Consider the following 22,910-nt stretch of genomic DNA (forward strand, 5'->3'; position numbering starts at 1 on the left):
CTTATAAGCATAATTATTCTGGTACAAATGCAGATACAGGTCCTAATTCCTTTTCTAAATAACTGCGAATATTTGCTGGGTACTTTTCCACCACTGCAATATGTTTTTGAATCGTCTTATATAATTCATCATGATTCATTTGAATATAATCTTGCGTAAGCATTTTTCGAAGAAGGATAATTTCTTTCATCCCTTGGCCATCTTCTTCACTTATCACTCGCTCGTCCATTAAAATATCAATAATATCTTCATAGCTTCCTGGATCGCGCATAATAAATCCATCGATCATCGCATTTCCTACATCTAATACAGTATCAATAATAAGATGGGCTATGCGCTCTAATGCGTAAAATTCAAACTCGGTTTCATATATCTTTTTCTCTTGAAATGTACTTGTTGCTCGTTCTAAACATACTAGCATTTGTTCTATTTTCTTTCTGTCTACAAAATACATGAATGTCACCTACCTGGAAATTAAAGCATTTACATTTTAATTGTAACGCTTTCTTCTGAAAAAATCGACAATTTTTCGAATTCACCTTTTCTCTGTTATTTGTTATAGTTATATTTGTATGATTTTTGAAATTGGAGGAATGGAATCTTGGAACGTGAACTCGCACTAGAAATTGTCCGTGTAACAGAAGCAGCAGCCTTAGCATCCGCACAGTGGATGGGCCGCGGAAAGAAAAATGAAGCAGATGATGCAGCAACTACAGCAATGCGTGATATGTTCGATTCAGTAAACATGGCAGGTACAGTTGTAATTGGTGAGGGAGAACTTGATGAAGCACCGATGTTGTATATTGGTGAAGAACTAGGAACAGGTAACGGTCCGGAAGTAGACATCGCCGTTGATCCATTAGAAGGTACAAACATCGTTGCAAAAGGTCTTGCAAATGCAATGGCAGTTATTGCAATCGCAGACAAAGGGAACCTTCTTCATGCTCCTGATATGTACATGGAAAAAATCGCGGTTGGTCCAAAAGCAGCTGGTAAAATTAGCTTAGATGATCCAATTGAAAAAACAATTGAAATTGTAGCAGAAGCTAACAATAAAAAGATTCGTGACCTAACGGTTATCGTTCAAGAACGTGAACGTCATCAAGATATTATTGACCGTGTTCGTGCAAAAGGTGCACGCGTAAAATTATTTGGTGACGGTGATGTTGGTGCGTCAATCGCAACAGCACTACCTGGAACGGGTATCGACTTATTCGTAGGTATTGGCGGAGCTCCAGAAGGTGTTATTTCTGCAGCAGCATTAAAGTGCCTTGAAGGTGAAATGCAAGCTCGCTTAGTTCCAATGAACGAAGAAGAAGAAGCTCGTTGTCGTGAAATGGGATTAGAAGACCCTCGTCAACTTCTTATGTTAGATGACTTAGTATCTGGGGATGATGCAATCTTCTCAGCAACTGGTGTATCTGCTGGTGAGTTATTAGACGGTGTTAAATTCCTTGGCGGAGATTTAGCTGAAACATACTCTATCGTAATGCGTTACAAAACAAGAACAGTACGATTCATTAAAACACATCACCATTTAGATCATAAACCACACTTAAACTTAGATATTTAATAAAGGAGCCATGTGTATGGAAGAACGTTTCTTTCTGTACGACGACACTGTCGCTACAAAAACTCGTTTCGTTAGCTTTATGGGAGAAAATGAGCGTCACGATTTAGCGCTTTTATACTCCGATCGTCATTACGGTAAAACAATTGTACTTGATATGCAAAGTAATAAATTTGCAATTATCGGTGCTGACGATTTAAACGAACCAGGCTACTTAGAGCACGCATTTTCTATGACTGAAGAAATTGCAGAAGAATTACGCTCATTTTTATTTGAACTTATATAATTTATCGTATGCACCAGCTATTTTAGCTGGTGTTTTTCCGCCTTCATTATTTTGAATTTTCAGTATTATATGTTATAATGAAGAATAAATCTATTTGGATAGAAAGGACGTTATCTACGTATGCCAACATTTACTTTGTAATGGACCAGCAATTGGATAGCATTACTCTCAAAAAAGCACCACGCTTTTTCAAGGGAGTAGTCTGCCCATTCCCATTACAAAGGAACGTATTGCATCTGTAGTATGATGTTTACGGAGGTTCCTCTTTGGGGAACCTCCTTTTATTTTTGTCTTTTTCTCATGTCTTCATACTACAAGACATCCAAATAGCTGTATTACGTTTCTTTGCCACTACTATAAGAGGTGAAGGAAAATGCAGAAAGTACAACTTTCTTGGAGTTTATATGAAAATCAGCAACACACAATCGAAAAATATTGTAAAAATTGCGGACGTACTACCCTATTTACTGATACGAATATTCGTAGGCATAACGCCAATGGAAAAAACATATACCGCTTTGCCATTTATAAATGTTCGAAAGATCATACGTGGAATCAAAAACTGCGTATTTATAAATCATTTACTGATCACGTTGAAACGATTGATATGACTCAGCAAGATCAAACAGAAACAAGTACTACTATTTCTATTACGCAACATAAAGAAAGTGGCGTAGCTGAAATCACGATCGTATTAGATATCGTTTTCGGTTCCCACCGCATTGATAAAGCCTTATCCACATATATTTCCGACTGGAGCCGTACACGCATTGTGGATAAAATTAAAAATGGGGATATTCAATTAAATGGACAACAAATGAAACCAAATGCAATACTTTCTGAAGGCGATCATATCTCGATTTGTTTATAAGCGAGAATATGTAAAAAATCCTCTTACAATTGTAAGAGGATTTTTTTATTTCTTCACTTTTCGTAATACGAAGTGTGCACAACCGAAGTTACAGTACTCGTATAAATACTCCGTTAACGTACTAATTTTCGTATCATATGTCGCACGTTGGTTACTATCATCAAAGAATCCTCGCAGTCTAAGTTGCTCATATCCCCAGTCTCCAACGATATAATCATATTTATTTAAAATTTCTGCATAGCGCTCTTTAAATGCTTCTTCACTAAAACCGTCACGAAAGTTTTTAATTACTTCGTACTGAACATTATTAATGCTCACCGTAGCATGAATCTCTTGCTCTTGCTTTTGCTCCATCATTAACTTCCTCTCTAAGCATTCTTCTTTTTATCGTATCACAAAGCATAACAACCAACAATTTCAAATACAAAAAATTGCAAATTAGTACATGCTATGGAGAAGGAGGTGATACATCGTGAAAAAACAAATTTTACTTTCCCTTCTCACTCTTTCCTTATTTGCAGGCTGCCAATCAGCGAACAAAGCTGAAATGGAACGTGAAGAAGGAAGCCGTGTTCTTGTTTCCAATAAAAACGACATGTATCATACGGAAAATACAAATACAAGACTCACAAGAGTCGGTTATTCTTCTAAACAAAAGCATGAAGTATCTAACAAACAAGTAGGGGCCATTAATCGCGAGAAAGTCGCTGAAATGATTACAAGCATGACAGTCAAACTTCCTGACGTTACAAACGCTGCTACACTCGTTACCGATGATGAAGTATTTGTTGTATACCGTGCAAACACAACGGATCCAAAACTCGTAGCAGATCAAGTATATAAAACCGCTTTGTCCATCGTCCCTCGCTATTATAAAGCATATGTATCAACAGACCAAAAGTTGATTTCTCAAATTCAAGGGCTTCAATCTGGCGCATTAAATGATACAGAATATACGCAAAGCCTCGATATGCTAAAACGTGAAATGAGTAAAAATCCTCATTTGAACAATACGGGGGATCAGACTTTAAATAATATGATTAAAAAGTAAAACAGGTGGAGAGAACCTCCACCTGTTTTACTTTTTATTTTTTATTACGATCCGCATAAATCTCCATCGCATCACACATAAACTGCGCTAACCCCTCGCCAAACTTATCGATATTTTTCGTAAAGCGCTCATCAGCGACGTACATTTGACCGAGTCCCTTAAAAGCGTCTAATGAATAGTGACTAAAGTTTTGCAAGTAATCGTACCATACTTTGATAGCTGCCTGCGCCTCTTTAGAATCTGGTGCATCGTGTCTAAGCGTTGCTAAATTTCTATAAATAGCATTAAACTCCTCTTGGTTCTCTTTTGACATACCTTTTGCATATTCGTTCGCTTTATCTACAGCTGCATCTCCCCATTTTTCACGTGCTTCTTCTTCATATGGGTTATGGCTGAAATCGAATCCTTCAAATTTCTCTTTATTCGTCATTTCAATCTCTCCTTTTGTATGCTGAATTGTTTTATCAATCGTCGCAATCACCTTATCTAATCTGGCACGCTTTTCAAGAAGCATCTTCTTATGAAGCTGTAGTGCCTCTTCGCGATCAAATGATGGACTCATGATAATCTCTTTAATTTTCTTCAAAGGGAAGCCAAGCTCTTTAAAAAACAAAATTTGCTGCAATGTCTCTAAATTTTCATTGGAATACAGACGATATCCAGACTCTGTCGTCTCGTCTGGGGTTAACAACCCAATTTCATCGTAATGATGCAGTGTGCGCACACTAATTCCAACTAAATCAGCTACTTCTTTTACTCTCATTGTCATTTGTATCTCCCCCTTAGTACATACGATAAAGTATGACGCAACGTTAGAGTCAATAAGTAAATTCATTTTCTTTCTAAAAGTTTCATCTCTCCCCTATTTCATGCATAATAGATATGTACATATATTAGAAAGCGGTGAAAGTATGGTTTCAAATACTGTAATTGCCAGCATCATTTTTCAACTCATTGTCTCGATTCTGGTCCCAATTATCGTACTCGTTTATTTCCGTAAAAAACATAATATTAATTGGAAAGTAGTCGGCGTTGGTGTTCTTATCTTTATCGGATTCACCCAAATTCTTGAAACACCATTCCACCTATTTATGCGCGGTAATCCAACAATCGCTCCATTTTTAGAAAATCCGTTTGTCTTCGCAATTTATGGCGGATTGACTGCTGGTATTTTTGAAGAATTAGGACGCTTCGTTGCCTTCTTCTTCTTACTAAAAAAATATCTAGAATATAAAGATGGCTTCGCTTATGGAATTGGTCACGGCGGAATTGAATCTATTTTAATTGGCGGTTTTTCTGCATTACAAGCATTAATTTTTGCTAATTCTATTAACGATGGTAGCTTCTCTCGACTGATTGAACAAAAACCCGAGCTCAGTATTTTACAGGACATGTTAATTCAGCAACCTGCCTACTTATACTTCCTTGGTAGCTTAGAAAGAATTATGGCACTCGTGCTTCAAATCGCCTTTACAATGCTTGTTTTATACGCAGTAAAACAGAAGAAATACATCTTCCTAGTATACGCTATACTATTCCACGCATTTGTAGACTTTTTCGCGGCACTTTACCAAACAAAAACAATCAACATCTTCGTTGCCGAAGGAATTACACTTCTGTGTACAATTGGCGCTGTCGTTCTTATTCGCAAAATGAAAGAGAAATTAATGAGTGTACCGGAGTAAAAAATAAACCACCAAAATTGGTGGTTTATTTTTTATATGGATGATAACTTTTGCCCTCTTGCAGCTCCCTCTTTGTTTCTGCATCTATAACGATGTACTTATGAAACGCTTCTACTTCATTTTGAGTAAAAGAAGCGAAAAAATAAACTTGGCGATCAGGGTGAACAAAAAAATCTTGAAGCACCACTCTACTTCGACAACCGACAGCTGTTTTTTGCAGGAAAGAAAATTCCTCATCAGCCACTTCTTTAAATGAAATTTTTTTACGAACACTATATGCTGCATTTTTGTACTCTTTATAAATTTTCTTATCTAACTGTTTATAAAAAACATCCCCACTCACAAATGACTTATTTTGATTGCTTGGATAATTTAGTTTTCGGTTGGATTCTGCATATGTTGTGGACAATTGCGCAAGAAAACAAATAATGAATACGATACATATCATTTTTTTCATCATTGCACCTCAATTTTTTATTATCCACATTACTTTTCCACATATTTAAATCCATATGCTGTTTCCAATAAAAAGGAATTATTTCCACATTTGTCGAAGTATATAGCGTCAACTTGAAAGATGGGGATGAATTATGAAGAAAATTATTTTAATACGACATTGTTCAGCAACTGGGCAAGAATGTGATGCTGAATTAACGACCGATGGAAAAGACCAAGCAAATACCCTTGCTACATTCCTCTTAGAAAATACTCTACAAATCGATCATATTATTTCAAGCCCATTTGTCCGAGCTATCGATTCCATTCGGCCCTATGCACTCCAAGCTAACTTATCTATCCAAGAAGATGAACGATTAACTGAACGCATATTGAGCAACGTTCCAATGGATGATTGGATGCAAAAATTAGAATCCACTTTTACGAATATAGATATTGCCTTTTCAGGCGGAGAGTCAACAAAACAAGCAACAGACCGTGCCATATCGCTTAGTCAAGACGTTTTACAATTAAACCATACGACAACACTACTTGTTACACATGGCAATTTACTTACGCTCATTTTAAAGCATTTTGATCATACGATTGGCTTTAATGAATGGAGAAATTTAACGAATCCTGATATTTACGAAATTACAATCGACGAACAATGTATCATAACACGCTTATGGGAAGCATCGTCCAAGTAATATCCCTTTCCAAAACATTCAGTTGACGCCACGAGAAGAGACTGTTCTAACAATAGAAAGGGGTATCATTTCATATGTACGAAGACGTACTTGCTTTACTACATAAAACAAATGTTTCTTATGAAAAATTCGAACACGAACCAGTACTCGATTATGAGACGGATCGGATCGTACGCGAGAGACTTGGCTTACAAGGCACTCCAAGTAAAAGCTTATTTTTAAAATCAAAGTCTGGAGATTATTACGTATTTTTTACGTTAGAGGGCACAAGGCTTAACCGGGGAGAGATGAAAGAACTAACAGGAGAACGCTTATCTCTCTGTTCTCCTGATGAACTGCGAGACAAAACTGGTTGTACGCCGGGATGTGTGGCTCCTTTCGGATATTCACACGATGTAACAATTATTGTGGATAACGCTATTTATACGTACGATAAAATTTTAATTACACCTGGTGTACCTGAATTTACAATTGAATTATCCACAGAAGAATTAAAAAAGATTTTATTAACATGTACAAATACTGTTTTAGAGTACAAACAAAAAGAGAGCTGATCGTTAGCTCTCTTTTTTCATTATTTAGCTTCTGCTGTTTTTTCTTTTGCAGAACGTACTTGCTCGTCCGCATGGTAAGAAGAACGCACAAGTGGGCCAGCTTCACAGTGGCTAAATCCTTTGCTAAGTGCAATTTCTTTAAGCTCTGCAAATTCTGCTGGTGGATAATATTTAATAACTGGTAAATGCTTCTTAGATGGTTGTAGATATTGTCCAAGAGTTAAAATATCCACATTGTTTGCACGTAAGTCATCCATTGCTTCAATTAAATCTTCTCTTGTTTCACCTAAGCCGACCATAATGCTCGATTTAGTTGGAATATCAGGCTGCATTTCTTTTGCTCGACGTAAAAACTCTAATGAACGGTCATACTTTGCTCTAGCGCGAACTCGGTTAGATAATCGACGTACTGTTTCAATGTTATGGTTTAAAATATCTGGTTTTGCATCCATTAACATTTTTAAGTTTTCTTCTACCCCAGCCATATCAGATGGTAATACTTCGATAGACGTGAATGGGTTTTTACGACGTACTGCTCGTACTGTTTCAGCAAAAACAGCTGCTCCGCCGTCCTTTAAATCATCACGTGCAACCGCTGTTATAACAACGTGCTTTAAGCCCATTTGTACTACTGAATCTGCTACGCGTTCTGGTTCTTGTAAATCAAGCTCAGTTGGTAAGCCTGTTTTAACCGCACAAAAACGACAAGCACGTGTACAAACCGCACCTAAAATCATAAATGTTGCTGTTTTTCTTACAGCCCAGCATTCATGAATATTCGGACATTTTGCCTCTTCACAAACGGTATGAAGATTCTTAGAACGCATCATTTTCTTTAAGCCTGTATAGTTTTCATTCGTGTTTAACTTAATTTTCAACCATTCGGGCTTGCGCTTATATTCTGTTTGTTTTGTCATGGTTATCAACTCCGCACAATATGAAATAGTTTACCGTGTTCGCTTCTTTCAATGTAACATATCTATTCTAACGTATGAAAGCGATTTGCTCAAATGAAGATTCTAAGATTTTTTCCAATCGTTCCCTATAATGAAATACTCCGTATATCCCACACTAAAAAGAGTGATGTTGTGAAAGGAGTCTATTTCATGCTTCGAAAAATTTCTCTTTTGCTTTCTATTTGTTTTCTTCTCCACCAAAACATCGCTTACGGTGAAGATAATCAGCAAAGCATATACGAAAAGCGCATGGCACTATATAAAGAAACCGAGCAGTCTTCAGGCATTCCATGGTATTACTTAGCTGCAATGGATCAATATGAAAGAAATATACGGAGCGTAAGAAAAGATATTCCAAAAAAACCAGATGCCATCATTTCCCTTTATTTCAAACCAGAAATATGGGCTGGACCTGTTAATAGTAACGATACTCTCCCCCATACAATTTCTCTATTTGGCGGAATAGGTTTAGATGGTGACAAAGATGGATTTGCAAATGCAAATAGCGACCGTGATCTTCTGCATACCGCAGCGACTATTTTAAGGAAACAAGGAACGTCAGAAGACCGTATTAAAATTATGCTTTGGGAATATTATAGACGTGCAAAAACAGTTGATTTAATTAGCGAGTACGCCCAAATTTATAAACATTATGGACGTATTAATTTAGAAGGAAATGCTTTTCCTCTTCCGATTCGTAGTGACCATAGCTACCGTAGTACTTTCGGCGCTGGAAGAAGTTTTGGCGGAAGACGAATTCATGAAGGCACCGATATTTTCGCTGGATATGGCGTGCCAGTAAGATCGACTTGCTATGGCATTATTGAAACAAAAGGCTGGAACCGCCTTGGTGGATGGCGCATTGGTATTCGAGACCTTCATAACAATTACCATTATTACGCTCATTTAGGCGGGTTCTCAAAAGAGATACAGCTTGGACAAATTATTGAGCCAGGAAAAGTAATTGGATTTGTTGGTAGCACTGGTTATGGACCTCCTGGTACAGCCGGAAAATTCCCACCCCACTTACATTTTGGCATATATAAAGACAATGGCTATACAGAATGGGCCTTCGATCCATACATGCATTTAAGCCTTTGGGAACGCAAAGAACGAGCAAATACAAAAAGATAACCGTAGCTGCATTGCTACGGTTATTTTTTATCCAGTAAAAGCCCGGCTCAGCCGAGTATCACTTTATATGCAACTAACTATCTGTTTTCTTTTTATCAGGTACAGCAACACTTCCGCTTCCATAATACGTAGGCACTTCCCCTTGAACGATACGCGTCGCAATCGGAACATTTTGTTTCACAGTTATCTCTTTCGTATGAAATGGAATAATTACTTGCAATGTTACTTCCATTTCCATAACAATTTGAATCGCTGTAGTATTAATTCCATGCGGCTCAATTTTTTGTTTAATATCTGTATTCACATGCCCAATTGGCGTGAAATGAATCGGAATATCTGGTCCTATATTACCAAGGAGTGCATTATCAGTTACACGTCCAAAAGGAACTGCCATAGTCGCCCCGTTTTTTTCAGAAATACCTAGTTCCTTCAACTTCCCTTGTTCTACTTGTTGCAAATATTTTTCTATGTACGTGGTCGTTGACGTTACGATTTCATTTACTTGCTTCGTATTTAAATTAATTGTGGATACTTTTCCGTTTTTATCATTCTGTACTTTCATTAATGAATCGACATCGAATCCTTCATTAATTCTATCCTTTACCGCCTTCGTCATAATTGCTGTCGCCATTTTATGTGTCTCTACTTCCCCATATTTAATTAAGGTCGGCTGAATACTATTATTCACAATCCACAACCCTTGCGTAAGTAATATAACAAAAAGAATAAACGACATAAGCAGTATATACCGAAAGGCAATAGGTCCCCTTCGAAACCGCGAGTTTTTCGAGCGAAATATACTCATAAAAAAACCTCCTTCTTATATCATTTCTATGCAAGAAGGAGGGACGATATATGCTTATCTCATTTTTAATAATGCTTCTTTTCCAATCGTTCCTACTGGAATTCCTAACGCTTCAGCTCCAGTCGTTACCGATTCTAGTGGCGCTTCAAGAAGTTGTTCAATCGTTCTTACACCAACCGCACGGCCAGCAATAATTCCTCGATCACCTAATTTCTCATTTAAAAGACCTACATCTAATGCACCACACATAATATATCCTTTATCGCTCATTACAGCTAGCAAATTCGTCTTTGGAAGTTTCACGCTAACCGCAATAAACGTATAATTATCAATTATAATTGGCTCCACATTAACCATAGTTCACACTCCTCTCTTTCTTATCTGTATGACAAGAGAAAAATGAGTGTTACAAGTTAACTAGCCTATAGTTTAACGGAAGTTGTATGAGTTATTAACATATCCGTTAACACATCTCTAAGTAGTTCTGGCATATAATATTGTTTGCCAGAAAGTGTGGATAGCTCTGGGTATAAGTATCCAAACGTAAACATATCGATTGTTCCTACCGTATATATACGGTCTAACTCCAGCGATTCGCCGTTAATCAATACATCTTCTAATAAAATTTTATTGCCAGGAATCGTATCTGGAATGACTTCTACACCAGCATAAATCATTTTCCCCATCACTTTCCCCCGAAATCCGAATCCTTTCACCTCAAGATTCTCCATGTTCGGTTTACGTGCTTTCAAAATAACTTCTCTTAATATCTTTCCTGGAACTTTCAAAGCACACGGATTAATTGGATGTGGACAAATTCTGTGAATATCTCCGCGCGTTACAACACCCTCTTCTAGCCCTTCAAGAAGTACACCGGCGTTCACCATGCCAATCTCTGCATCGCACCATGTTTTCAGCGCACTTGCTAACATATGAGAAAACGGCGTCTCCTGAAACCAATCAACCGGTAATGACTCTTTTAAATGAACGACAGGCTCTGCCATTATATGCTTACTTTCTTCCTGCAGTATTTCAATTGTGGATAACGGCTCGCTATAAGCACCTAACCGTTCCGTCTTAATCGCTCTACCGTCTTTTTTCAACAGCTTCTTCGTCTCTTTATCCACAGTAAGCTGAACGTGGCCAACGTAACGTCCCCACTTTTCACAACAGCAAAGTAAAGTATTGTTCAGTAGAACACCACGCTCAAATAAATGATGCGTATGTGCACCTAAAATAACATCTATATCATAATGCTCTGCCATATACTCATCCATACTTTTTCCAAGGTGAGATAGGACAACGGTAATATGCGCCTCATCTTTCACTTCTTCTAAAATAGACTCTAAATGGATAAGCGGATCTTCAATATGCCAATCGAGCATATGATAAAACTCTGGATAAGCTACCGTTAATCCGATAAAAGCAATGATAATCCCATCTGTCGTCGTATGTAATTTATAAGGCTTCGCCCACGCTGGACGTACCCCTTCTTTTTTAAATAAATTCGCAACGAGCACCTCAAATCCAGCATCATCATATAGACGATTCAAATGCTCCTTCGCTAACGTAATGCCTTCATTATTTCCGATCGTTACATAATCATATAACGCCTCATTTAAAAGCTTCGTATTCCCAAGGCCATTTGTCGCTTCCGAAATACTATGAAAACGATCCACATGATCACCGATATCAACCGTCAAAACAGTCTCTCCCGCTTCCTGTCTTCGCTTTTTCTCCCCTAGAACAAACCGAGAAATTTGCGGCCAATTTTCAAAATGACTATGTATATCGTTTGTATGATAAAGGTGGATGATTGTTTCTTTATTTGTATTCAGAGAAAAAACCTCCTCTCAGTTCCTTACTGCCATTTACGCTATGCGCACACAATAATCCTGTAAATACTTTTCGTCTTTTCTTGCTATTTTACATTGTACTCGCATTGTGAGAAAAAGCAAAAGATTGTCCTTTTCATATGAGAAACTTTTGCTAATGCAGGAAAGAATTCCAGATAGTGGAGGGAGGGGTGGATTTGTCAAAAAGTTTAATAGAGAATTCAGTGGGTGGTTGTTCAAGTGGATTTGTCAGTATCTTTGTCTTAAACCTAGTCGTTCTCTGTTCTTATAAAATGTTTAGGGTATGTGAGGATTTTCTTTTGTCTTATCTTGTCGACAAATCGATATTCCTTGTCGAAACGTTGATATATTGAAATAATCGTTGATATATTCCCGTTTATGATCGATATATTTGAAAAATCGTTGATATATTTAACTGAACACCCACCCGGGTATCATCTCCCAAGCCAAGACAAATCCGCAAAACAAAAAAGCGCCCTGCACAGCAGGGCGCTTCTACTTTATCTATTAACCAATAGAACCTTCCATCTCAAACTTGATTAGGCGGTTCATTTCAACTGCGTATTCCATTGGAAGTTCGCGAGTGAATGGCTCGATGAAGCCCATTACGATCATTTCTGTAGCTTCTTGCTCAGAAATACCACGGCTCATTAGGTAGAATAATTGTTCTTCTGATACTTTCGATACTTTCGCTTCGTGCTCAAGTGAAACGTAATCGTTTTTGATTTCGTTGTAAGGAATTGTATCAGATGTAGATTGGTTATCCATGATTAACGTGTCACACTCGATGTTAGAGCGAGAGTTTTTCGCTTTTGGTCCGAAGTGTACGATACCACGGTAAGTTACTTTACCACCATGCTTCGCAATCGATTTAGAAACGATTGTTGAAGACGTGTTTGGTGCTAAGTGAATCATTTTCGCACCAGCATCTTGGTGTTGGCCTTTACCAGCAATCGCGATTGATAATGTTAAACCGCGAGCGCCTTCGCCTTTTAAGATAACTGCTGGGTATTTCATCGTTAATTTAGAACCGATGTTACCATCAATCCATTCCATCGTTGCGTTTTCTTCACAAACCGCACGTTTTGTAACTAGGTTGTATACGTTGTTCGCCCAGTTTTGGATTGTTGTATAACGGCAATACGCATCTTTTTTAATGATGATTTCTACTACCGCACTGTGAAGTGAGTTAGTAGTGTAAACAGGTGCTGTACAACCTTCTACGTAGTGTACGTGTGCGCCTTCGTCTACGATGATAAGCGTACGCTCGAATTGTCCCATATTTTCAGAGTTAATACGGAAATACGCTTGAAGTGGTGTATCAACTTTAATACCTTTTGGAACGTAGATGAATGATCCACCAGACCAAACTGCAGAGTTTAATGCAGAGAATTTGTTGTCTGTTGGTGGAATTACTTTTCCGAAATGCTCACGGAAAATATCTTCGTTCTCTTTTAATGCGCTATCTGTATCTTTGAAGACGATTCCTAGAGCTTCTAGGTCTTCTTTCATGTTGTGGTATACAACTTCAGATTCGTACTGTGCAGATACACCAGCTAAATATTTTTGCTCAGCTTCTGGAATACCTAATTTATCAAATGTTGCTTTAATTTCATCAGGTACTTCATCCCAAGACTTCTCAGATTTCTCAGATGGTTTTACGTAGTACGTAATTTCATCGAAATCTAAGTCGTTTAAGTCGCCGCCCCATTGTGGCATTGGCATTTCATAGAACTTATCCAGTGATTTTAAACGGAAGTCTAACATCCACTGTGGTTCTTCTTTCATACGTGAAATCTCTTCAACGATCTCTTTTGTTAAACCGCGTCCAGCACGGAAAATCGAAACGTCTTTGTCTTTGAAACCATATTTGTAATCGCCGATATCTGGCAGTTGCTTCGCCATGTTGGTGTGTCCCTCCTTAGATAACCTCATTTTTAGGAACCTTTAACATTACTTATCTTCGTTTAAGCCCTTTTCTAACGCTTTCCACGCTAATGTTGCACATTTAATACGTGCAGGGAACTTGCATACGCCTTGTAATGCTTCAATATCTCCTAAATCGATGCTGTCATCGTACTCTTTTCCTAGCATCATGTTAGAGAAAATTTTCGAAAGCTGAAGTGCTTCTTCAATTTTCTTACCTTTTACTGCTTGTGTCATCATTGAAGCTGAAGACATTGAGATTGAACATCCTTCGCCTTCAAACTTCGCCTCTTGCACAATACCTTCTTCTACTTTCATCGTAAGTTGAATACGATCGCCGCAAGTTGGATTGTTCAAGTTAACGGTAACACTATCTTCTAACACGCCATGGTTACGAGGATTTTTGTAATGATCCATAATAACTTGACGATATAACGTATCTAAATTATTAAATGACATTTGTGAAATACTCCTTTGTCTTGATTAGCGATTCAACAAATGTATCAATTTCTTCTTTTGTATTATATAAATAGAAGCTCGCACGTGCTGTTGAAGAAGCTTTTAGCCACTTCATAAGCGGTTGTGCACAGTGATGTCCTGCGCGAACTGCAATGCCTTCTACATCTAATACAGTCGCTACATCGTGAGGATGTACGTCTTCAATATTAAATGTAACAAGACCAGCGCGATGCTTTGGACCATAAATTGTAACGCCATCTACTTCTGATAGTCTTTCTAAAGCGTATTGCGCTAATTCATGCTCATGCTTTTCAATATTATCAAGACCGATTTCTTCTAGGAAATCAATTGCCGCACCAAGTCCGATTGCATTACCGATAATCGGTGTACCCGCTTCAAACTTCCACGGAAGCTCTTTCCAAGTAGATTCTTGTAAATCTACGAAATCAATCATTTCACCACCAAATTCAATTGGCTCCATATTGTTTAGCAATTCTTTCTTACCATATAATACGCCGATACCTGTAGGTCCGCACATCTTATGAGCAGATAATGCGTAGAAATCACAGTTTAAATCTTGCACATCCACTTTCATGTGAGGTGTACTTTGTGCACCATCAACGACCATAATTGCTCCGTTTTCGTGTGCGATTGCTCCGATTTCTTTTACAGGGTTAATCGTTCCAAGTACGTTTGATACTTGCATAATAGAAACGATTTTTGTATTCGGTGTAACAGTTTGACGAACATCTTCTAAAGAAATTGTACCGTCTGGTTGAAGCGGAAGGTATTTCAAAGTTGCGCCAGTTTTCTTCGCAACTTGTTGCCACGGAATGATGTTACTATGGTGTTCCATGTAAGAAATAACGATTTCATCGCCTTCTTTTACATTTTCAAGGCCATAGCTAGCCGCTACTGTATTTAATGCAGTTGTCGTTCCGCGCGTGAAAATAATCTCTTCCATTGATTTCGCGTTAATAAACTTGCGAACTTTCTCACGTGCACCTTCATACGCGTCGGTAGCTTTCGTACCGAGCGTATGAACACCGCGATGCACGTTAGAATTATATTCTTTATAGTAACGTTCTAACGTTTCAATGACTTGAATTGGTTTTTGAGAAGTTGCTGCACTATCGAAATAAACAAGTTGTTTGCCGTTCACTTTTTGATCAAGAATTGGAAACTGTTTGCGTATTTCATGAATATTCATTAGCGAACTTTCCTTTCAATTACCTCAACAAGCTGTGCTTTTACTCCTTCAATTGGAAGCTCATTTACTACAGGTGCTAAGAATCCATGGATGACTAAACGTTCTGCTTCGCGTTTTGGAATACCACGGCTCATCAAGTAGTATAATTGGTACGGATCTACGCGGCCTACTGAAGCTGCGTGACCTGCCATAACATCATCTTCATCAATTAAAAGAATTGGGTTCGCATCACCGCGAGCTTTTTCGTCTAGCATAAGAACGCGAGAAGATTGTTGTGCATTTGATTTAGATGCACCGTGTTCAATCTTACCAATTCCATTAAAGATAGATGTTGCACTATCTTTTTGTACACCGTGTTTTAAAATCCAACCTTCAGAGTGTTTACCGAAGTGAACAACTTTAGTTGTAAAGTTTTGTGTTTGGTTACCACGGCCAATTGTTACTGTTTTCGTATCAGCATATGAACCGTCGCCCATTAAGTTCGTAACGTTCTCTGAAATTGTGTTTCCATCATTCATAAGGCCTAGAGCCCAATCAATGCGGCCGTCGCGTCCAACAACACCGCGGCGGTTAACGTAAGTTGTTACGTCTTTTGCTAATAGATCAACCGCACCGAATTTCACTTGTGCGCCTTGTTCCACAATTACTTCTGCTACGATATTTGCAATACCTTTAGCATTTTCATTTGCAACATAGTTTTCTACATAAGTTGCAGTACTGTTCGCATCAGCTACGAATAATACGTGGTTATATACGTTAGCTTCTTCGCCGTCTACTAAGAATACAGCTTGAAGTGGAGTTTCAAGAACAACGTTTTTCGGAACATATACGAATGCACCGCCGTTGATTAATGCAGCATGAAGTGCAGTTAGACGATGCTCGTCTACTTTCACTCCGTCTTTCATTAAATACTTTTGTAGTAATTCAGCATGCTCTGTTGCAGCTGTTACGATATCTGTGAAAATAACACCTTTGTCTTTTGCTTCGTCTGCTAAAGAAACGAACGCAGTTGTACCAGTACGTTGCACTAATACGCTGTTATTTTCATCGATTAAGTTTTTCACTGCTTCTGGAAGCTCTGTTAAAGAACTTACAGGCTCTTGCTTAGCAGCGTCGCCTTTTCCGATAAAGTCCCATTTTTCAATTTTCGTTTTATCAGGCGTTGGCATTGGAAGTTCTGTTGCTTGTGCAAGAGCTTGTAAGCGGAACTCAGTCAACCAAGCAGCTTCGTTTACTTCGCTTGCGCGTTGACGGATTTTTTCTTGATCGAAAGGTAATGTACCGATTGTCATGTTTATGCTCCTCTCTTACGCTTCTTGCTCTGTTGTTTCGTCTTCAATACCTAATTCTTTTTTAATCCAGTCGTAACCTTCAGCTTCTAGACGTTGTGCAAGCTCAGGGCCACCAGATTTAACGATACGACCGTTCATCATAACGTGAACGAAGTCTGGAGTGATGTAGTTTAATAAGCGTTGGTAATGCGTAATCATTAGGCAACCGAACTCTTCGCCGCGCATTTGGTTAATACCTTTAGATACAACTTTTAATGCATCGATATCAAGACCTGAGTCGATTTCATCTAAGATTGCGATTTTTGGCTCAATCATCATTAATTGAAGAATTTCGTTACGCTTTTTCTCTCCACCAGAGAAACCTTCGTTTAAGTAACGTTGTGCCATTTCTGGATCCATTTCTAGGAATTCCATGTTTTTATCTAATGTACGGATAAATTTCATAAGAGAAATTTCATCGCCTTCTTCACGACGTGCGTTAATTGCAGAACGTAAGAAGTCAGCATTTGTTACTCCGCTAATTTCACTTGGATATTGCATTGCTAGGAATAGACCCGCTTGTGCGCGCTCGTCTACTTCCATTTCTAATACATCTTCACCGTCGATGATGATGCTACCTTCTGTTACTTCATACTTTGGGTGACCCATAATCGCAGAAGATAAAGTTGATTTACCTGTTCCGTTAGGTCCCATAATTGCGTGGATTTCTCCACCTTTTACTTCAAGGTTTACACCTTTTAAAATTTCTTTGCCGTCAATTGATACGTGTAAGTCTTTAACCGTTAATGTAGAACCAGCCATCTCAATACCTCCATTAATCCTATATATACATTTTAAAAATTCCTAAAACGTTCATATTCTCATTTTATTCTCATTCTAATCTTATATCAAATAAAATGATATCGCAAACGACGAAAAAAAGTAACAATTTTTTCACAAATGTATATAAGTATTTCCCTTGCATCCTTATATGATACACCTTTCTTCTTATTTATATAAAGAAAAAAGGACTGGTAATTTTCCAGTCCTTTCCTCATATTTATTCACTTACCGGAAGTACAGCACCTTTATATTCTTTATTAATAAAGTCTTGAATTTCTTTTGAATGCAGTACTTCTACTAATTCTTTAATTTCTTTTTTCTTCTCGTCACCTTTACGAACTGCAATAATATTTGCGTACGGTGAGTCTGATCCTTCAATCGCAATTGCATCCTTCTTTGGATTTAACTTCGCATCAATTGCATAGTTCGAATTAATGAATAAAGCATCTCCCTCATTATTTTCATACAACTTCGGTGAAAGTCCAGGTTCAACATCTGTTTTAAATTTTAAGTTTTTCGGATTTTCGACTACATCTTTTACTGTCGCCTTAACCACATCTACACCATCTTTAAGCTTAATCACGCCGCCTTTTTGTAACAATGCTAACATACGGCCTCGCTCCGCTACGTTATTACTCATAATCACTGTCCCGCCATCTGGTAAGTCTTTTAAGCTTTTATATTTCTTAGAATAAATACCCATTGGCTCTAAATGAATTTTTCCTGCGTTTACAATTTTATATCCCTTTTCTTGGATCTCCTTATCTAAATACGGAATATGCTGGAAGTAGTTCGCATCAATCTCTTTATCCGCTAACGCTTTATTTGGCAGTACATAATCCTGGAACTTTTTAATCTCTAACTTAATGCCTTTTTTCTCTAAGATTGGCTGTGCTTTCTCTAAAATAACAGCATGCGGCACGTTAGAAGCTCCAACAACAAGCTTATTCTCTTCTTTTCCTCCGCAAGCAGCTAATGTAAATACAGACAGCGCTGTAACAACTGACAATAGAATCTTTTTCATATGATGTCCCCTTCTCCCCTATAGTTATGTAGTTATAAAAAAGGCTGGCATACACCAGCCTTTTCAGCAATTATTCTTTTACAGGAACAACCGCTCCTTTATATTCTTTATTAATAAAGTCTTCGATTTCTTTAGAATGCAATACTTCTACAAGCTCTTTAATCTCTTTTTTATCTTTATCACCTTTACGAACAGCTACTATGTTTGCGTACGGTGAATCATCACCTTCAATTGCAATTGCATCTTTTTCTGGGTTTAATTTCGCATCAATTGCATAGTTAGAGTTAATTAAAACAGCATCGCCTTCCTTATTGTTATACACTTGTGGCAATAAACCAGGCTCGATATCTGTTTTAAATTTTAAGTTTTTCGGATTATCTGCAATATCTTTTGGAGTTGCATTAACTGGCTCTACTCCGTCTTTAATTTTTAAAATGCCTTCTTTTTGTAAAATTGCTAAACCACGTCCATGGTCAGTAACGGAATTACTCATAATGATTGTCGCCCCGTCTGGAAGTTCTTTTAGGCTCTTATACTTTTGAGAGTATACACCAATTGGTTCTAAATGAATTTTCCCCGCTATTTCAAAATCATATTTTTTATCTTTAATTTCTTTTTCTAAATACGGAATGTGCTGGAAGTAGTTTGCATCTAAATCCTTATCCGCTAACGATTTATTTGGTAATACGTAGTCTTGGAATTTTTTAATTTCTAACTCAATTCCTTTTTTCTCAAGTAACGGTTTTGCCTTTTCTAAAATTTCAGCGTGCGGTACGTTAGAAGCACCAACAACAAGTTTCTTTTCATCTTTATCTTTCCCGCCACAAGCAGCTAAACCAAAAATTGAAGTTGAAATAAGTGCCGTAAGTAATAATTTTTTCATTTGAAACATCCTCTCGTTTTTTATTATCGTTTATCTATTCGAGTCGTTAAACTATCACCAATCCACTGAATTAAAAATACAACTAGTAATACACAAATTGTCGCAACGATTGTTACATCGTTATTTCCTCGCTGGAATCCTTCTAAATAAGCAAGTGTTCCAAGACCACCAGCACCAACAACTCCCGCCATTGCTGTATAGCCTACTAAAGCAATTGTCGTAACCGTAATACCAGATACTAATGCTGGTAACGATTCTGGAATTAACACTTTCAAAATAATTGTGCTTGTTTTTGCTCCCATTGCTTTGGAAGCTTCAATTACACCTTTATCAATTTCGCGAAGTGCAATTTCAACCATTCTCGCGTAGAATGGTGCCGCTCCAATAATTAAAGCCGGCAGAGCTGCACTTGCTCCAAGAATTGTTCCAAGAAGAATCTTTGTGAATGGGATTAATAAAATAATTAAAATGATGAACGGTATAGAACGGAATATATTTACGAATGCTCCAATCACCGTATTAATTGATTTGTTTTCCCATAAATTATCTTTCGCTGTCATGAAAAGTAACAATCCTAAAATTAGTCCTAAAACAAATGTCGCAAGAGCTGCGATTGCCGTCATATATAACGTTTCACCAGTTGCTTCTAACATTTGATTCCAATCAACATTTGCGAGTAACTTATCCATGTGCAATCACCTCCAGCTCTACTTGATCTTGATGAATTCCTTCTATCGCTTGCTGGATCGCTGTTTCCTCACCATTTAAATGAACAACTAAACTACCGTAAGAACCGTTATTCGTTTGTGCGATATTTCCTTGCAAAATGCTAACTTCTATATCACTGCGTTGCATCAATCGTTGAAGGACTGGTCTTTCTACAGCCTCACCAATAAACTGCAAACGAATTACTTTTCCATCTGGATATTTTTCAATTAAACTTTCAATCGTTTCATTTGTATCTTCAGAATCTGTTAACTGCTGTACAAATCGTTTCGTAATATCTTGCTTCGGATTACGGAATACATCAAGTACTGGACCCGTTTCTACAATCTTTCCTCTCTCCATTACCGCCACTCGATTACAAATCTTTCGAATTACGTGCATCTCATGTGTAATGAGTACAATTGTTAAACCAAGGCGCTTATTAATGTCTAATAGTAAATCCAAAATTTGATCTGTCGTTTCTGGATCAAGAGCCGACGTTGCTTCATCACATAAAAGTACTTGTGGGTTGTTAGCTAATGCTCTTGCAATCCCAACGCGTTGTTTTTGTCCCCCGCTCAGCTGAGATGGGTACGCGTCTCCTCTTCCTTCTAATCCAACAAGATGAATTAATTCATCAACACGTTTTCTTCTCTTCGTTTTATCAACACCTGCAATTTCAAGTGGAAACTCTATATTTTCACGTACAGTTCGTGACCAAAGTAAGTTAAAGTGCTGAAAAATCATTCCGATTTCTTGCCTTGCCTTACGAAGTTCACTTCCTGTAATTGCTGATATAACACGATTCGCAATTGTAATTTGGCCAGAAGTCGGTTTCTCTAACTGATTAAACAATCTGATTAAAGAACTTTTCCCAGCGCCGCTATATCCGATAACACCAAATATTTCGCCTTTTTCTATTTTTAAATTGGCGTTATCTACAGCAGTGACATCACCGCTTTTCGCCTTATATATTTTCCTTACATTCTCTAATAGAATCATGATGTTCACCCCTTTTTTGTTTAGATAGACTCCGCATTTTTTTATTTTTGATGCGTGTAGTCCACCGCTATCACTACTTTTATTATTTGAATGTCCTCCACATTCAAACAACAAAAAACCTTTCCGCTTTAGAGAAGCAGAAAGGTTTATATGCGTATATAACAACATTATCCCTCTCTCTCATCTCTCAAAGCATTCGCTTTGCAGGAATTGGCACCATTTCAACATAAGTTGACGGTTGCCGGGCTTCACAGGGCACAGTCCCTCCACCTCTCTTGATAAGAGAAATCAGATTCAATTTTCGTCTGATTTGAAATTTATGAAATTGTCTATATTTTATGACTTGAATTGTATCAATATACGCTCACCATGTCAACAGAAATTTTCGCAAAAAATGAAACTTCAGAATTTTAAGCACCTACTGACATCGGTTTACATATATGAAACATCGATTCCACTAATAACATCGTTCGGTACGTTCCTGAATATTGTACACGTCCATCATTCATTAACATTTGCAATCGTACATTTCCATTCACCAATTGCTCTATATCTTTTTCATCTAAGCAAATGATTTGTTCCGTTCCTCTTTCCTCTTGTAGCAGCTCTATATAATCTCTTGAAATTTGTAACGAACAACTTTCATCTCTAAAGCGGAAATTAACAGTTTTCTCCTCTTGTCTTAAAAGCGGCTCTAAATGATATTGACCATTAGCGTAATTTACAAATGATTGAAGCAAAGAATATAATTTCACCCTAAATCACATCCTTCATATCACTTTCTATTACATACCATTCCCTCTCAATAAAGAGCAATCCTGTTATTTTCGCTCGACAAATACTGTATCCATCCTGCATCTCGACATATTTCCCAAGAAATATGTCGAGGCGGCAAAAATTTTGCCGCCTACTTTAATTCCGTATATAAATATTCAACCGAATGAAATGCATATATCTTCTTCATCAGTGTCCCATTTTCAAAAACAAGTAAACAAGGTACACTTTCAATCCCATACTCTTTCGCTAAATGCGGAGCATAATTTAAATCTAACATCCCAATTTTGAGGCCTTCAATTGTCATCTCAACGACTGTTAACATCTTTTTTGCTAATTGGCATGTTCCACACATTGGAGTATATACATATAACACTGTTTTTTCTTCATTCTCTATTAGGGCTGTAGCTTCGGCTCCTGTCCAATCGATCACTTCTATCATTCCTTACCGTAAATATTCTGTATAAACGTCAATGTCGGCTCCCCATAATACATTTGCTAAGTGTGTAGATGGCGCAGTTGCCACTTCTCGGTACGAGCGATCAATATAGATATGCTCGGCTTGCGGAAATTCTTTTCGAAATTGTTTCCTTAACTTTTCTCCAGCATCATCAGCATCCACTAGCACATACACTTCCTTATCAAAAAACTGATCAACGAGCTCATCCATTTTCGACAAACCAATTGTACCATTTGTACAAACAATTTCCACTGGTTCACGAATAATAGATTCAATCTTTCTTCTATCTGATGTACCTTCTACAATAATGACTTTTTCCACATAAATCATATGTCATCACCCGATCACCATATACTATACAACCTTGAACTTAGTATATAGTATATTCGTTATTTTCATGTTGTTTCCTGTTTATTTTTGCAAAAGAAAAGCGAAACCGA

28 protein-coding genes and 1 riboswitch are annotated in these 22,910 nt (G+C 37.5%); of the genes, 8 read left to right on the forward strand and 20 right to left on the reverse strand.

Annotated elements, in window-relative coordinates; genetic code table 11:
- Nucleotides 1-13 precede the first annotated feature (13 nt).
- Nucleotides 14-454 carry a DUF86 domain-containing protein gene (locus tag AC1Q8M_RS21160; protein WP_000274010.1) on the reverse strand — a complete coding sequence of 147 codons (441 nt, stop codon included), beginning with the start codon at nt 452-454 and terminating at the stop codon, nt 14-16.
- A 147-nt stretch (nt 455-601) separates the two neighbouring features.
- Between AC1Q8M_RS21160 and glpX the strand changes: the two genes are divergently transcribed.
- The 3 genes from glpX to AC1Q8M_RS21175 all read left to right on the forward strand — a co-directional run bounded on the left by glpX (nt 602) and on the right by AC1Q8M_RS21175 (nt 2,727).
- A complete protein-coding gene (gene glpX, locus AC1Q8M_RS21165) occupies nt 602-1,573 on the forward strand; it encodes a class II fructose-bisphosphatase (protein ID WP_000439090.1) in 972 nt (323 codons plus the stop codon).
- A 16-nt stretch (nt 1,574-1,589) separates the two neighbouring features.
- Nucleotides 1,590-1,856 carry a DUF3055 domain-containing protein gene (locus AC1Q8M_RS21170; protein ID WP_000392611.1) on the forward strand — a complete coding sequence of 89 codons (267 nt, stop codon included), beginning with the start codon at nt 1,590-1,592 and terminating at the stop codon, nt 1,854-1,856.
- A gap of 373 nt (nt 1,857-2,229) precedes the next feature.
- Nucleotides 2,230-2,727: a hypothetical protein gene (locus AC1Q8M_RS21175; protein WP_001174588.1), complete on the forward strand. Its 498-nt coding sequence runs from the start codon at nt 2,230-2,232 to the stop codon at nt 2,725-2,727.
- Nucleotides 2,728-2,772: 45 nt separating this feature from the next.
- Here the strand turns inward: AC1Q8M_RS21175 and AC1Q8M_RS21180 are convergent, their stop codons facing one another.
- Nucleotides 2,773-3,084, reverse strand: a complete 312-nt coding sequence (locus tag AC1Q8M_RS21180) for a YutD family protein (RefSeq protein ID WP_000970508.1) — start codon at nt 3,082-3,084, stop codon at nt 2,773-2,775.
- 115 nt (nt 3,085-3,199) lie between these two features.
- On the opposite strand from AC1Q8M_RS21180, the gene AC1Q8M_RS21185 reads away from it, so the two are divergent.
- Complete coding sequence (locus AC1Q8M_RS21185; RefSeq protein ID WP_000744131.1) at nt 3,200-3,778, forward strand: YhcN/YlaJ family sporulation lipoprotein; 579 nt, start codon at nt 3,200-3,202, stop codon at nt 3,776-3,778.
- 34 nt (nt 3,779-3,812) lie between these two features.
- Here AC1Q8M_RS21185 and AC1Q8M_RS21190 read toward each other — a convergent pair whose 3' ends face one another.
- Nucleotides 3,813-4,547 (reverse strand): MerR family transcriptional regulator, encoded by a 735-nt coding sequence (locus AC1Q8M_RS21190; protein ID WP_000178777.1) that lies wholly within the window; start codon nt 4,545-4,547, stop codon nt 3,813-3,815.
- 100 nt (nt 4,548-4,647) lie between these two features.
- Between AC1Q8M_RS21190 and AC1Q8M_RS21195 the strand changes: the two genes are divergently transcribed.
- On the forward strand, nt 4,648-5,463 hold the full coding sequence (locus AC1Q8M_RS21195) for a YhfC family intramembrane metalloprotease (RefSeq protein WP_141533101.1): 816 nt from the start codon (nt 4,648-4,650) through the stop codon (nt 5,461-5,463).
- Nucleotides 5,464-5,488: 25 nt separating this feature from the next.
- Here the strand turns inward: AC1Q8M_RS21195 and AC1Q8M_RS21200 are convergent, their stop codons facing one another.
- Nucleotides 5,489-5,920 carry a hypothetical protein gene (locus AC1Q8M_RS21200; protein ID WP_000738182.1) on the reverse strand — a complete coding sequence of 144 codons (432 nt, stop codon included), beginning with the start codon at nt 5,918-5,920 and terminating at the stop codon, nt 5,489-5,491.
- 133 nt (nt 5,921-6,053) lie between these two features.
- Here AC1Q8M_RS21200 and AC1Q8M_RS21205 point away from each other — a divergent pair, with 133 nt between their 5' ends.
- Complete coding sequence (locus tag AC1Q8M_RS21205) at nt 6,054-6,608, forward strand: histidine phosphatase family protein (protein ID WP_098361532.1); 555 nt, start codon at nt 6,054-6,056, stop codon at nt 6,606-6,608.
- A 74-nt stretch (nt 6,609-6,682) separates the two neighbouring features.
- The gene (locus AC1Q8M_RS21210; RefSeq protein WP_000272748.1) at nt 6,683-7,162 is read left to right on the forward strand and encodes a YbaK/EbsC family protein; all 480 of its coding nucleotides are present in this window, start codon (nt 6,683-6,685) and stop codon (nt 7,160-7,162) included.
- A 20-nt stretch (nt 7,163-7,182) separates the two neighbouring features.
- Here the strand turns inward: AC1Q8M_RS21210 and lipA are convergent, their stop codons facing one another.
- Nucleotides 7,183-8,079, reverse strand: a complete 897-nt coding sequence (gene lipA / locus AC1Q8M_RS21215; RefSeq protein WP_000166367.1) for a lipoyl synthase — start codon at nt 8,077-8,079, stop codon at nt 7,183-7,185.
- Nucleotides 8,080-8,268: 189 nt separating this feature from the next.
- Here lipA and AC1Q8M_RS21220 point away from each other — a divergent pair, with 189 nt between their 5' ends.
- On the forward strand, nt 8,269-9,252 hold the full coding sequence (locus AC1Q8M_RS21220; protein WP_098361533.1) for a M23 family metallopeptidase: 984 nt from the start codon (nt 8,269-8,271) through the stop codon (nt 9,250-9,252).
- A gap of 73 nt (nt 9,253-9,325) precedes the next feature.
- Here the strand turns inward: AC1Q8M_RS21220 and yunB are convergent, their stop codons facing one another.
- The 15 genes from yunB to AC1Q8M_RS21295 all read right to left on the reverse strand — a co-directional run bounded on the left by yunB (nt 9,326) and on the right by AC1Q8M_RS21295 (nt 22,800).
- The gene (gene yunB / locus AC1Q8M_RS21225; protein ID WP_000021807.1) at nt 9,326-10,057 is read right to left on the reverse strand and encodes a sporulation protein YunB; all 732 of its coding nucleotides are present in this window, start codon (nt 10,055-10,057) and stop codon (nt 9,326-9,328) included.
- 54 nt (nt 10,058-10,111) lie between these two features.
- Nucleotides 10,112-10,414 (reverse strand): YunC family protein, encoded by a 303-nt coding sequence (locus tag AC1Q8M_RS21230; RefSeq protein WP_000248467.1) that lies wholly within the window; start codon nt 10,412-10,414, stop codon nt 10,112-10,114.
- Between the two features lie 65 nt (nt 10,415-10,479).
- On the reverse strand, nt 10,480-11,895 hold the full coding sequence (locus AC1Q8M_RS21235) for a bifunctional metallophosphatase/5'-nucleotidase (RefSeq protein ID WP_206704213.1): 1,416 nt from the start codon (nt 11,893-11,895) through the stop codon (nt 10,480-10,482).
- A 525-nt stretch (nt 11,896-12,420) separates the two neighbouring features.
- On the reverse strand, nt 12,421-13,818 hold the full coding sequence (sufB, locus tag AC1Q8M_RS21240; RefSeq protein WP_001118824.1) for a Fe-S cluster assembly protein SufB: 1,398 nt from the start codon (nt 13,816-13,818) through the stop codon (nt 12,421-12,423).
- Between the two features lie 48 nt (nt 13,819-13,866).
- Nucleotides 13,867-14,298, reverse strand: coding sequence for a Fe-S cluster assembly sulfur transfer protein SufU (sufU, locus tag AC1Q8M_RS21245; protein ID WP_098855489.1), 432 nt, complete (start codon nt 14,296-14,298; stop codon nt 13,867-13,869).
- Nucleotides 14,288-15,508, reverse strand: a complete 1,221-nt coding sequence (gene sufS, locus AC1Q8M_RS21250) for a cysteine desulfurase SufS (RefSeq protein WP_001020767.1) — start codon at nt 15,506-15,508, stop codon at nt 14,288-14,290. Before sufS ends, sufU begins: the two co-directional genes overlap by 11 nt.
- On the reverse strand, nt 15,508-16,800 hold the full coding sequence (sufD, locus tag AC1Q8M_RS21255; protein WP_098361534.1) for a Fe-S cluster assembly protein SufD: 1,293 nt from the start codon (nt 16,798-16,800) through the stop codon (nt 15,508-15,510). Before sufD ends, sufS begins: the two co-directional genes overlap by 1 nt.
- 15 nt (nt 16,801-16,815) lie before the next feature.
- A complete protein-coding gene (gene sufC, locus AC1Q8M_RS21260) occupies nt 16,816-17,601 on the reverse strand; it encodes a Fe-S cluster assembly ATPase SufC (RefSeq protein WP_000929163.1) in 786 nt (261 codons plus the stop codon).
- 238 nt (nt 17,602-17,839) lie between these two features.
- Nucleotides 17,840-18,646: a methionine ABC transporter substrate-binding lipoprotein MetQ gene (metQ, locus tag AC1Q8M_RS21265; protein WP_097821511.1), complete on the reverse strand. Its 807-nt coding sequence runs from the start codon at nt 18,644-18,646 to the stop codon at nt 17,840-17,842.
- A gap of 70 nt (nt 18,647-18,716) precedes the next feature.
- Nucleotides 18,717-19,529 (reverse strand): methionine ABC transporter substrate-binding lipoprotein MetQ, encoded by an 813-nt coding sequence (metQ, locus tag AC1Q8M_RS21270; protein ID WP_000735080.1) that lies wholly within the window; start codon nt 19,527-19,529, stop codon nt 18,717-18,719.
- 23 nt (nt 19,530-19,552) lie between these two features.
- Nucleotides 19,553-20,218, reverse strand: coding sequence for a methionine ABC transporter permease (locus AC1Q8M_RS21275; RefSeq protein WP_000359401.1), 666 nt, complete (start codon nt 20,216-20,218; stop codon nt 19,553-19,555).
- Nucleotides 20,211-21,236, reverse strand: coding sequence for a methionine ABC transporter ATP-binding protein (locus tag AC1Q8M_RS21280; protein WP_000601791.1), 1,026 nt, complete (start codon nt 21,234-21,236; stop codon nt 20,211-20,213). The genes AC1Q8M_RS21275 and AC1Q8M_RS21280 overlap by 8 nt, the downstream gene beginning before the upstream one ends.
- Before the next feature lie 177 nt (nt 21,237-21,413).
- A riboswitch (SAM riboswitch) is annotated at nt 21,414-21,521 on the reverse strand.
- A gap of 125 nt (nt 21,522-21,646) precedes the next feature.
- A complete protein-coding gene (locus tag AC1Q8M_RS21285) occupies nt 21,647-21,991 on the reverse strand; it encodes a hypothetical protein (RefSeq protein ID WP_098683842.1) in 345 nt (114 codons plus the stop codon).
- 152 nt (nt 21,992-22,143) lie between these two features.
- The gene (locus AC1Q8M_RS21290) at nt 22,144-22,452 is read right to left on the reverse strand and encodes a thioredoxin family protein (protein WP_002025020.1); all 309 of its coding nucleotides are present in this window, start codon (nt 22,450-22,452) and stop codon (nt 22,144-22,146) included.
- 3 nt (nt 22,453-22,455) lie between these two features.
- On the reverse strand, nt 22,456-22,800 hold the full coding sequence (locus AC1Q8M_RS21295) for a toprim domain-containing protein (protein WP_000640870.1): 345 nt from the start codon (nt 22,798-22,800) through the stop codon (nt 22,456-22,458).
- Between the last annotated feature and the right edge of the window lie 110 nt (nt 22,801-22,910).

This window comes from Bacillus sp. GW823-FHT06A10 (genome assembly GCF_058795375.1).

Excerpts from the sequence above, each read along its gene's own strand:
- AC1Q8M_RS21160 (WP_000274010.1), bottom strand. The coding sequence starts at position 454 with ATGTATTTTGTAGACAGAAAGAAAATAGAACAAATGCTAGTATGTTTA.
- AC1Q8M_RS21170 (WP_000392611.1), top strand. The coding sequence starts at position 1,590 with ATGGAAGAACGTTTCTTTCTGTACGACGACACTGTCGCTACAAAAACT.
- AC1Q8M_RS21175 (WP_001174588.1), top strand. The coding sequence starts at position 2,230 with ATGCAGAAAGTACAACTTTCTTGGAGTTTATATGAAAATCAGCAACAC.
- AC1Q8M_RS21180 (WP_000970508.1), bottom strand. The coding sequence starts at position 3,084 with ATGATGGAGCAAAAGCAAGAGCAAGAGATTCATGCTACGGTGAGCATT.
- AC1Q8M_RS21190 (WP_000178777.1), bottom strand. The coding sequence starts at position 4,547 with ATGACAATGAGAGTAAAAGAAGTAGCTGATTTAGTTGGAATTAGTGTG.
- AC1Q8M_RS21195 (WP_141533101.1), top strand. The coding sequence starts at position 4,648 with ATGCATAATAGATATGTACATATATTAGAAAGCGGTGAAAGTATGGTT.
- AC1Q8M_RS21200 (WP_000738182.1), bottom strand. The coding sequence starts at position 5,920 with ATGAAAAAAATGATATGTATCGTATTCATTATTTGTTTTCTTGCGCAA.
- AC1Q8M_RS21205 (WP_098361532.1), top strand. The coding sequence starts at position 6,054 with ATGAAGAAAATTATTTTAATACGACATTGTTCAGCAACTGGGCAAGAA.
- AC1Q8M_RS21210 (WP_000272748.1), top strand. The coding sequence starts at position 6,683 with ATGTACGAAGACGTACTTGCTTTACTACATAAAACAAATGTTTCTTAT.
- lipA (WP_000166367.1), bottom strand. The coding sequence starts at position 8,079 with ATGACAAAACAAACAGAATATAAGCGCAAGCCCGAATGGTTGAAAATT.
- AC1Q8M_RS21220 (WP_098361533.1), top strand. The coding sequence starts at position 8,269 with ATGCTTCGAAAAATTTCTCTTTTGCTTTCTATTTGTTTTCTTCTCCAC.
- yunB (WP_000021807.1), bottom strand. The coding sequence starts at position 10,057 with ATGAGTATATTTCGCTCGAAAAACTCGCGGTTTCGAAGGGGACCTATT.
- AC1Q8M_RS21230 (WP_000248467.1), bottom strand. The coding sequence starts at position 10,414 with ATGGTTAATGTGGAGCCAATTATAATTGATAATTATACGTTTATTGCG.
- sufB (WP_001118824.1), bottom strand. The coding sequence starts at position 13,818 with ATGGCGAAGCAACTGCCAGATATCGGCGATTACAAATATGGTTTCAAA.
- sufU (WP_098855489.1), bottom strand. The coding sequence starts at position 14,298 with ATGTCATTTAATAATTTAGATACGTTATATCGTCAAGTTATTATGGAT.
- sufS (WP_001020767.1), bottom strand. The coding sequence starts at position 15,508 with ATGAATATTCATGAAATACGCAAACAGTTTCCAATTCTTGATCAAAAA.
- sufD (WP_098361534.1), bottom strand. The coding sequence starts at position 16,800 with ATGACAATCGGTACATTACCTTTCGATCAAGAAAAAATCCGTCAACGC.
- sufC (WP_000929163.1), bottom strand. The coding sequence starts at position 17,601 with ATGGCTGGTTCTACATTAACGGTTAAAGACTTACACGTATCAATTGAC.
- metQ (WP_097821511.1), bottom strand. The coding sequence starts at position 18,646 with ATGAAAAAGATTCTATTGTCAGTTGTTACAGCGCTGTCTGTATTTACA.
- metQ (WP_000735080.1), bottom strand. The coding sequence starts at position 19,529 with ATGAAAAAATTATTACTTACGGCACTTATTTCAACTTCAATTTTTGGT.
- AC1Q8M_RS21275 (WP_000359401.1), bottom strand. The coding sequence starts at position 20,218 with ATGGATAAGTTACTCGCAAATGTTGATTGGAATCAAATGTTAGAAGCA.
- AC1Q8M_RS21280 (WP_000601791.1), bottom strand. The coding sequence starts at position 21,236 with ATGATTCTATTAGAGAATGTAAGGAAAATATATAAGGCGAAAAGCGGT.
- AC1Q8M_RS21290 (WP_002025020.1), bottom strand. The coding sequence starts at position 22,452 with ATGATAGAAGTGATCGATTGGACAGGAGCCGAAGCTACAGCCCTAATA.
- AC1Q8M_RS21295 (WP_000640870.1), bottom strand. The coding sequence starts at position 22,800 with ATGATTTATGTGGAAAAAGTCATTATTGTAGAAGGTACATCAGATAGA.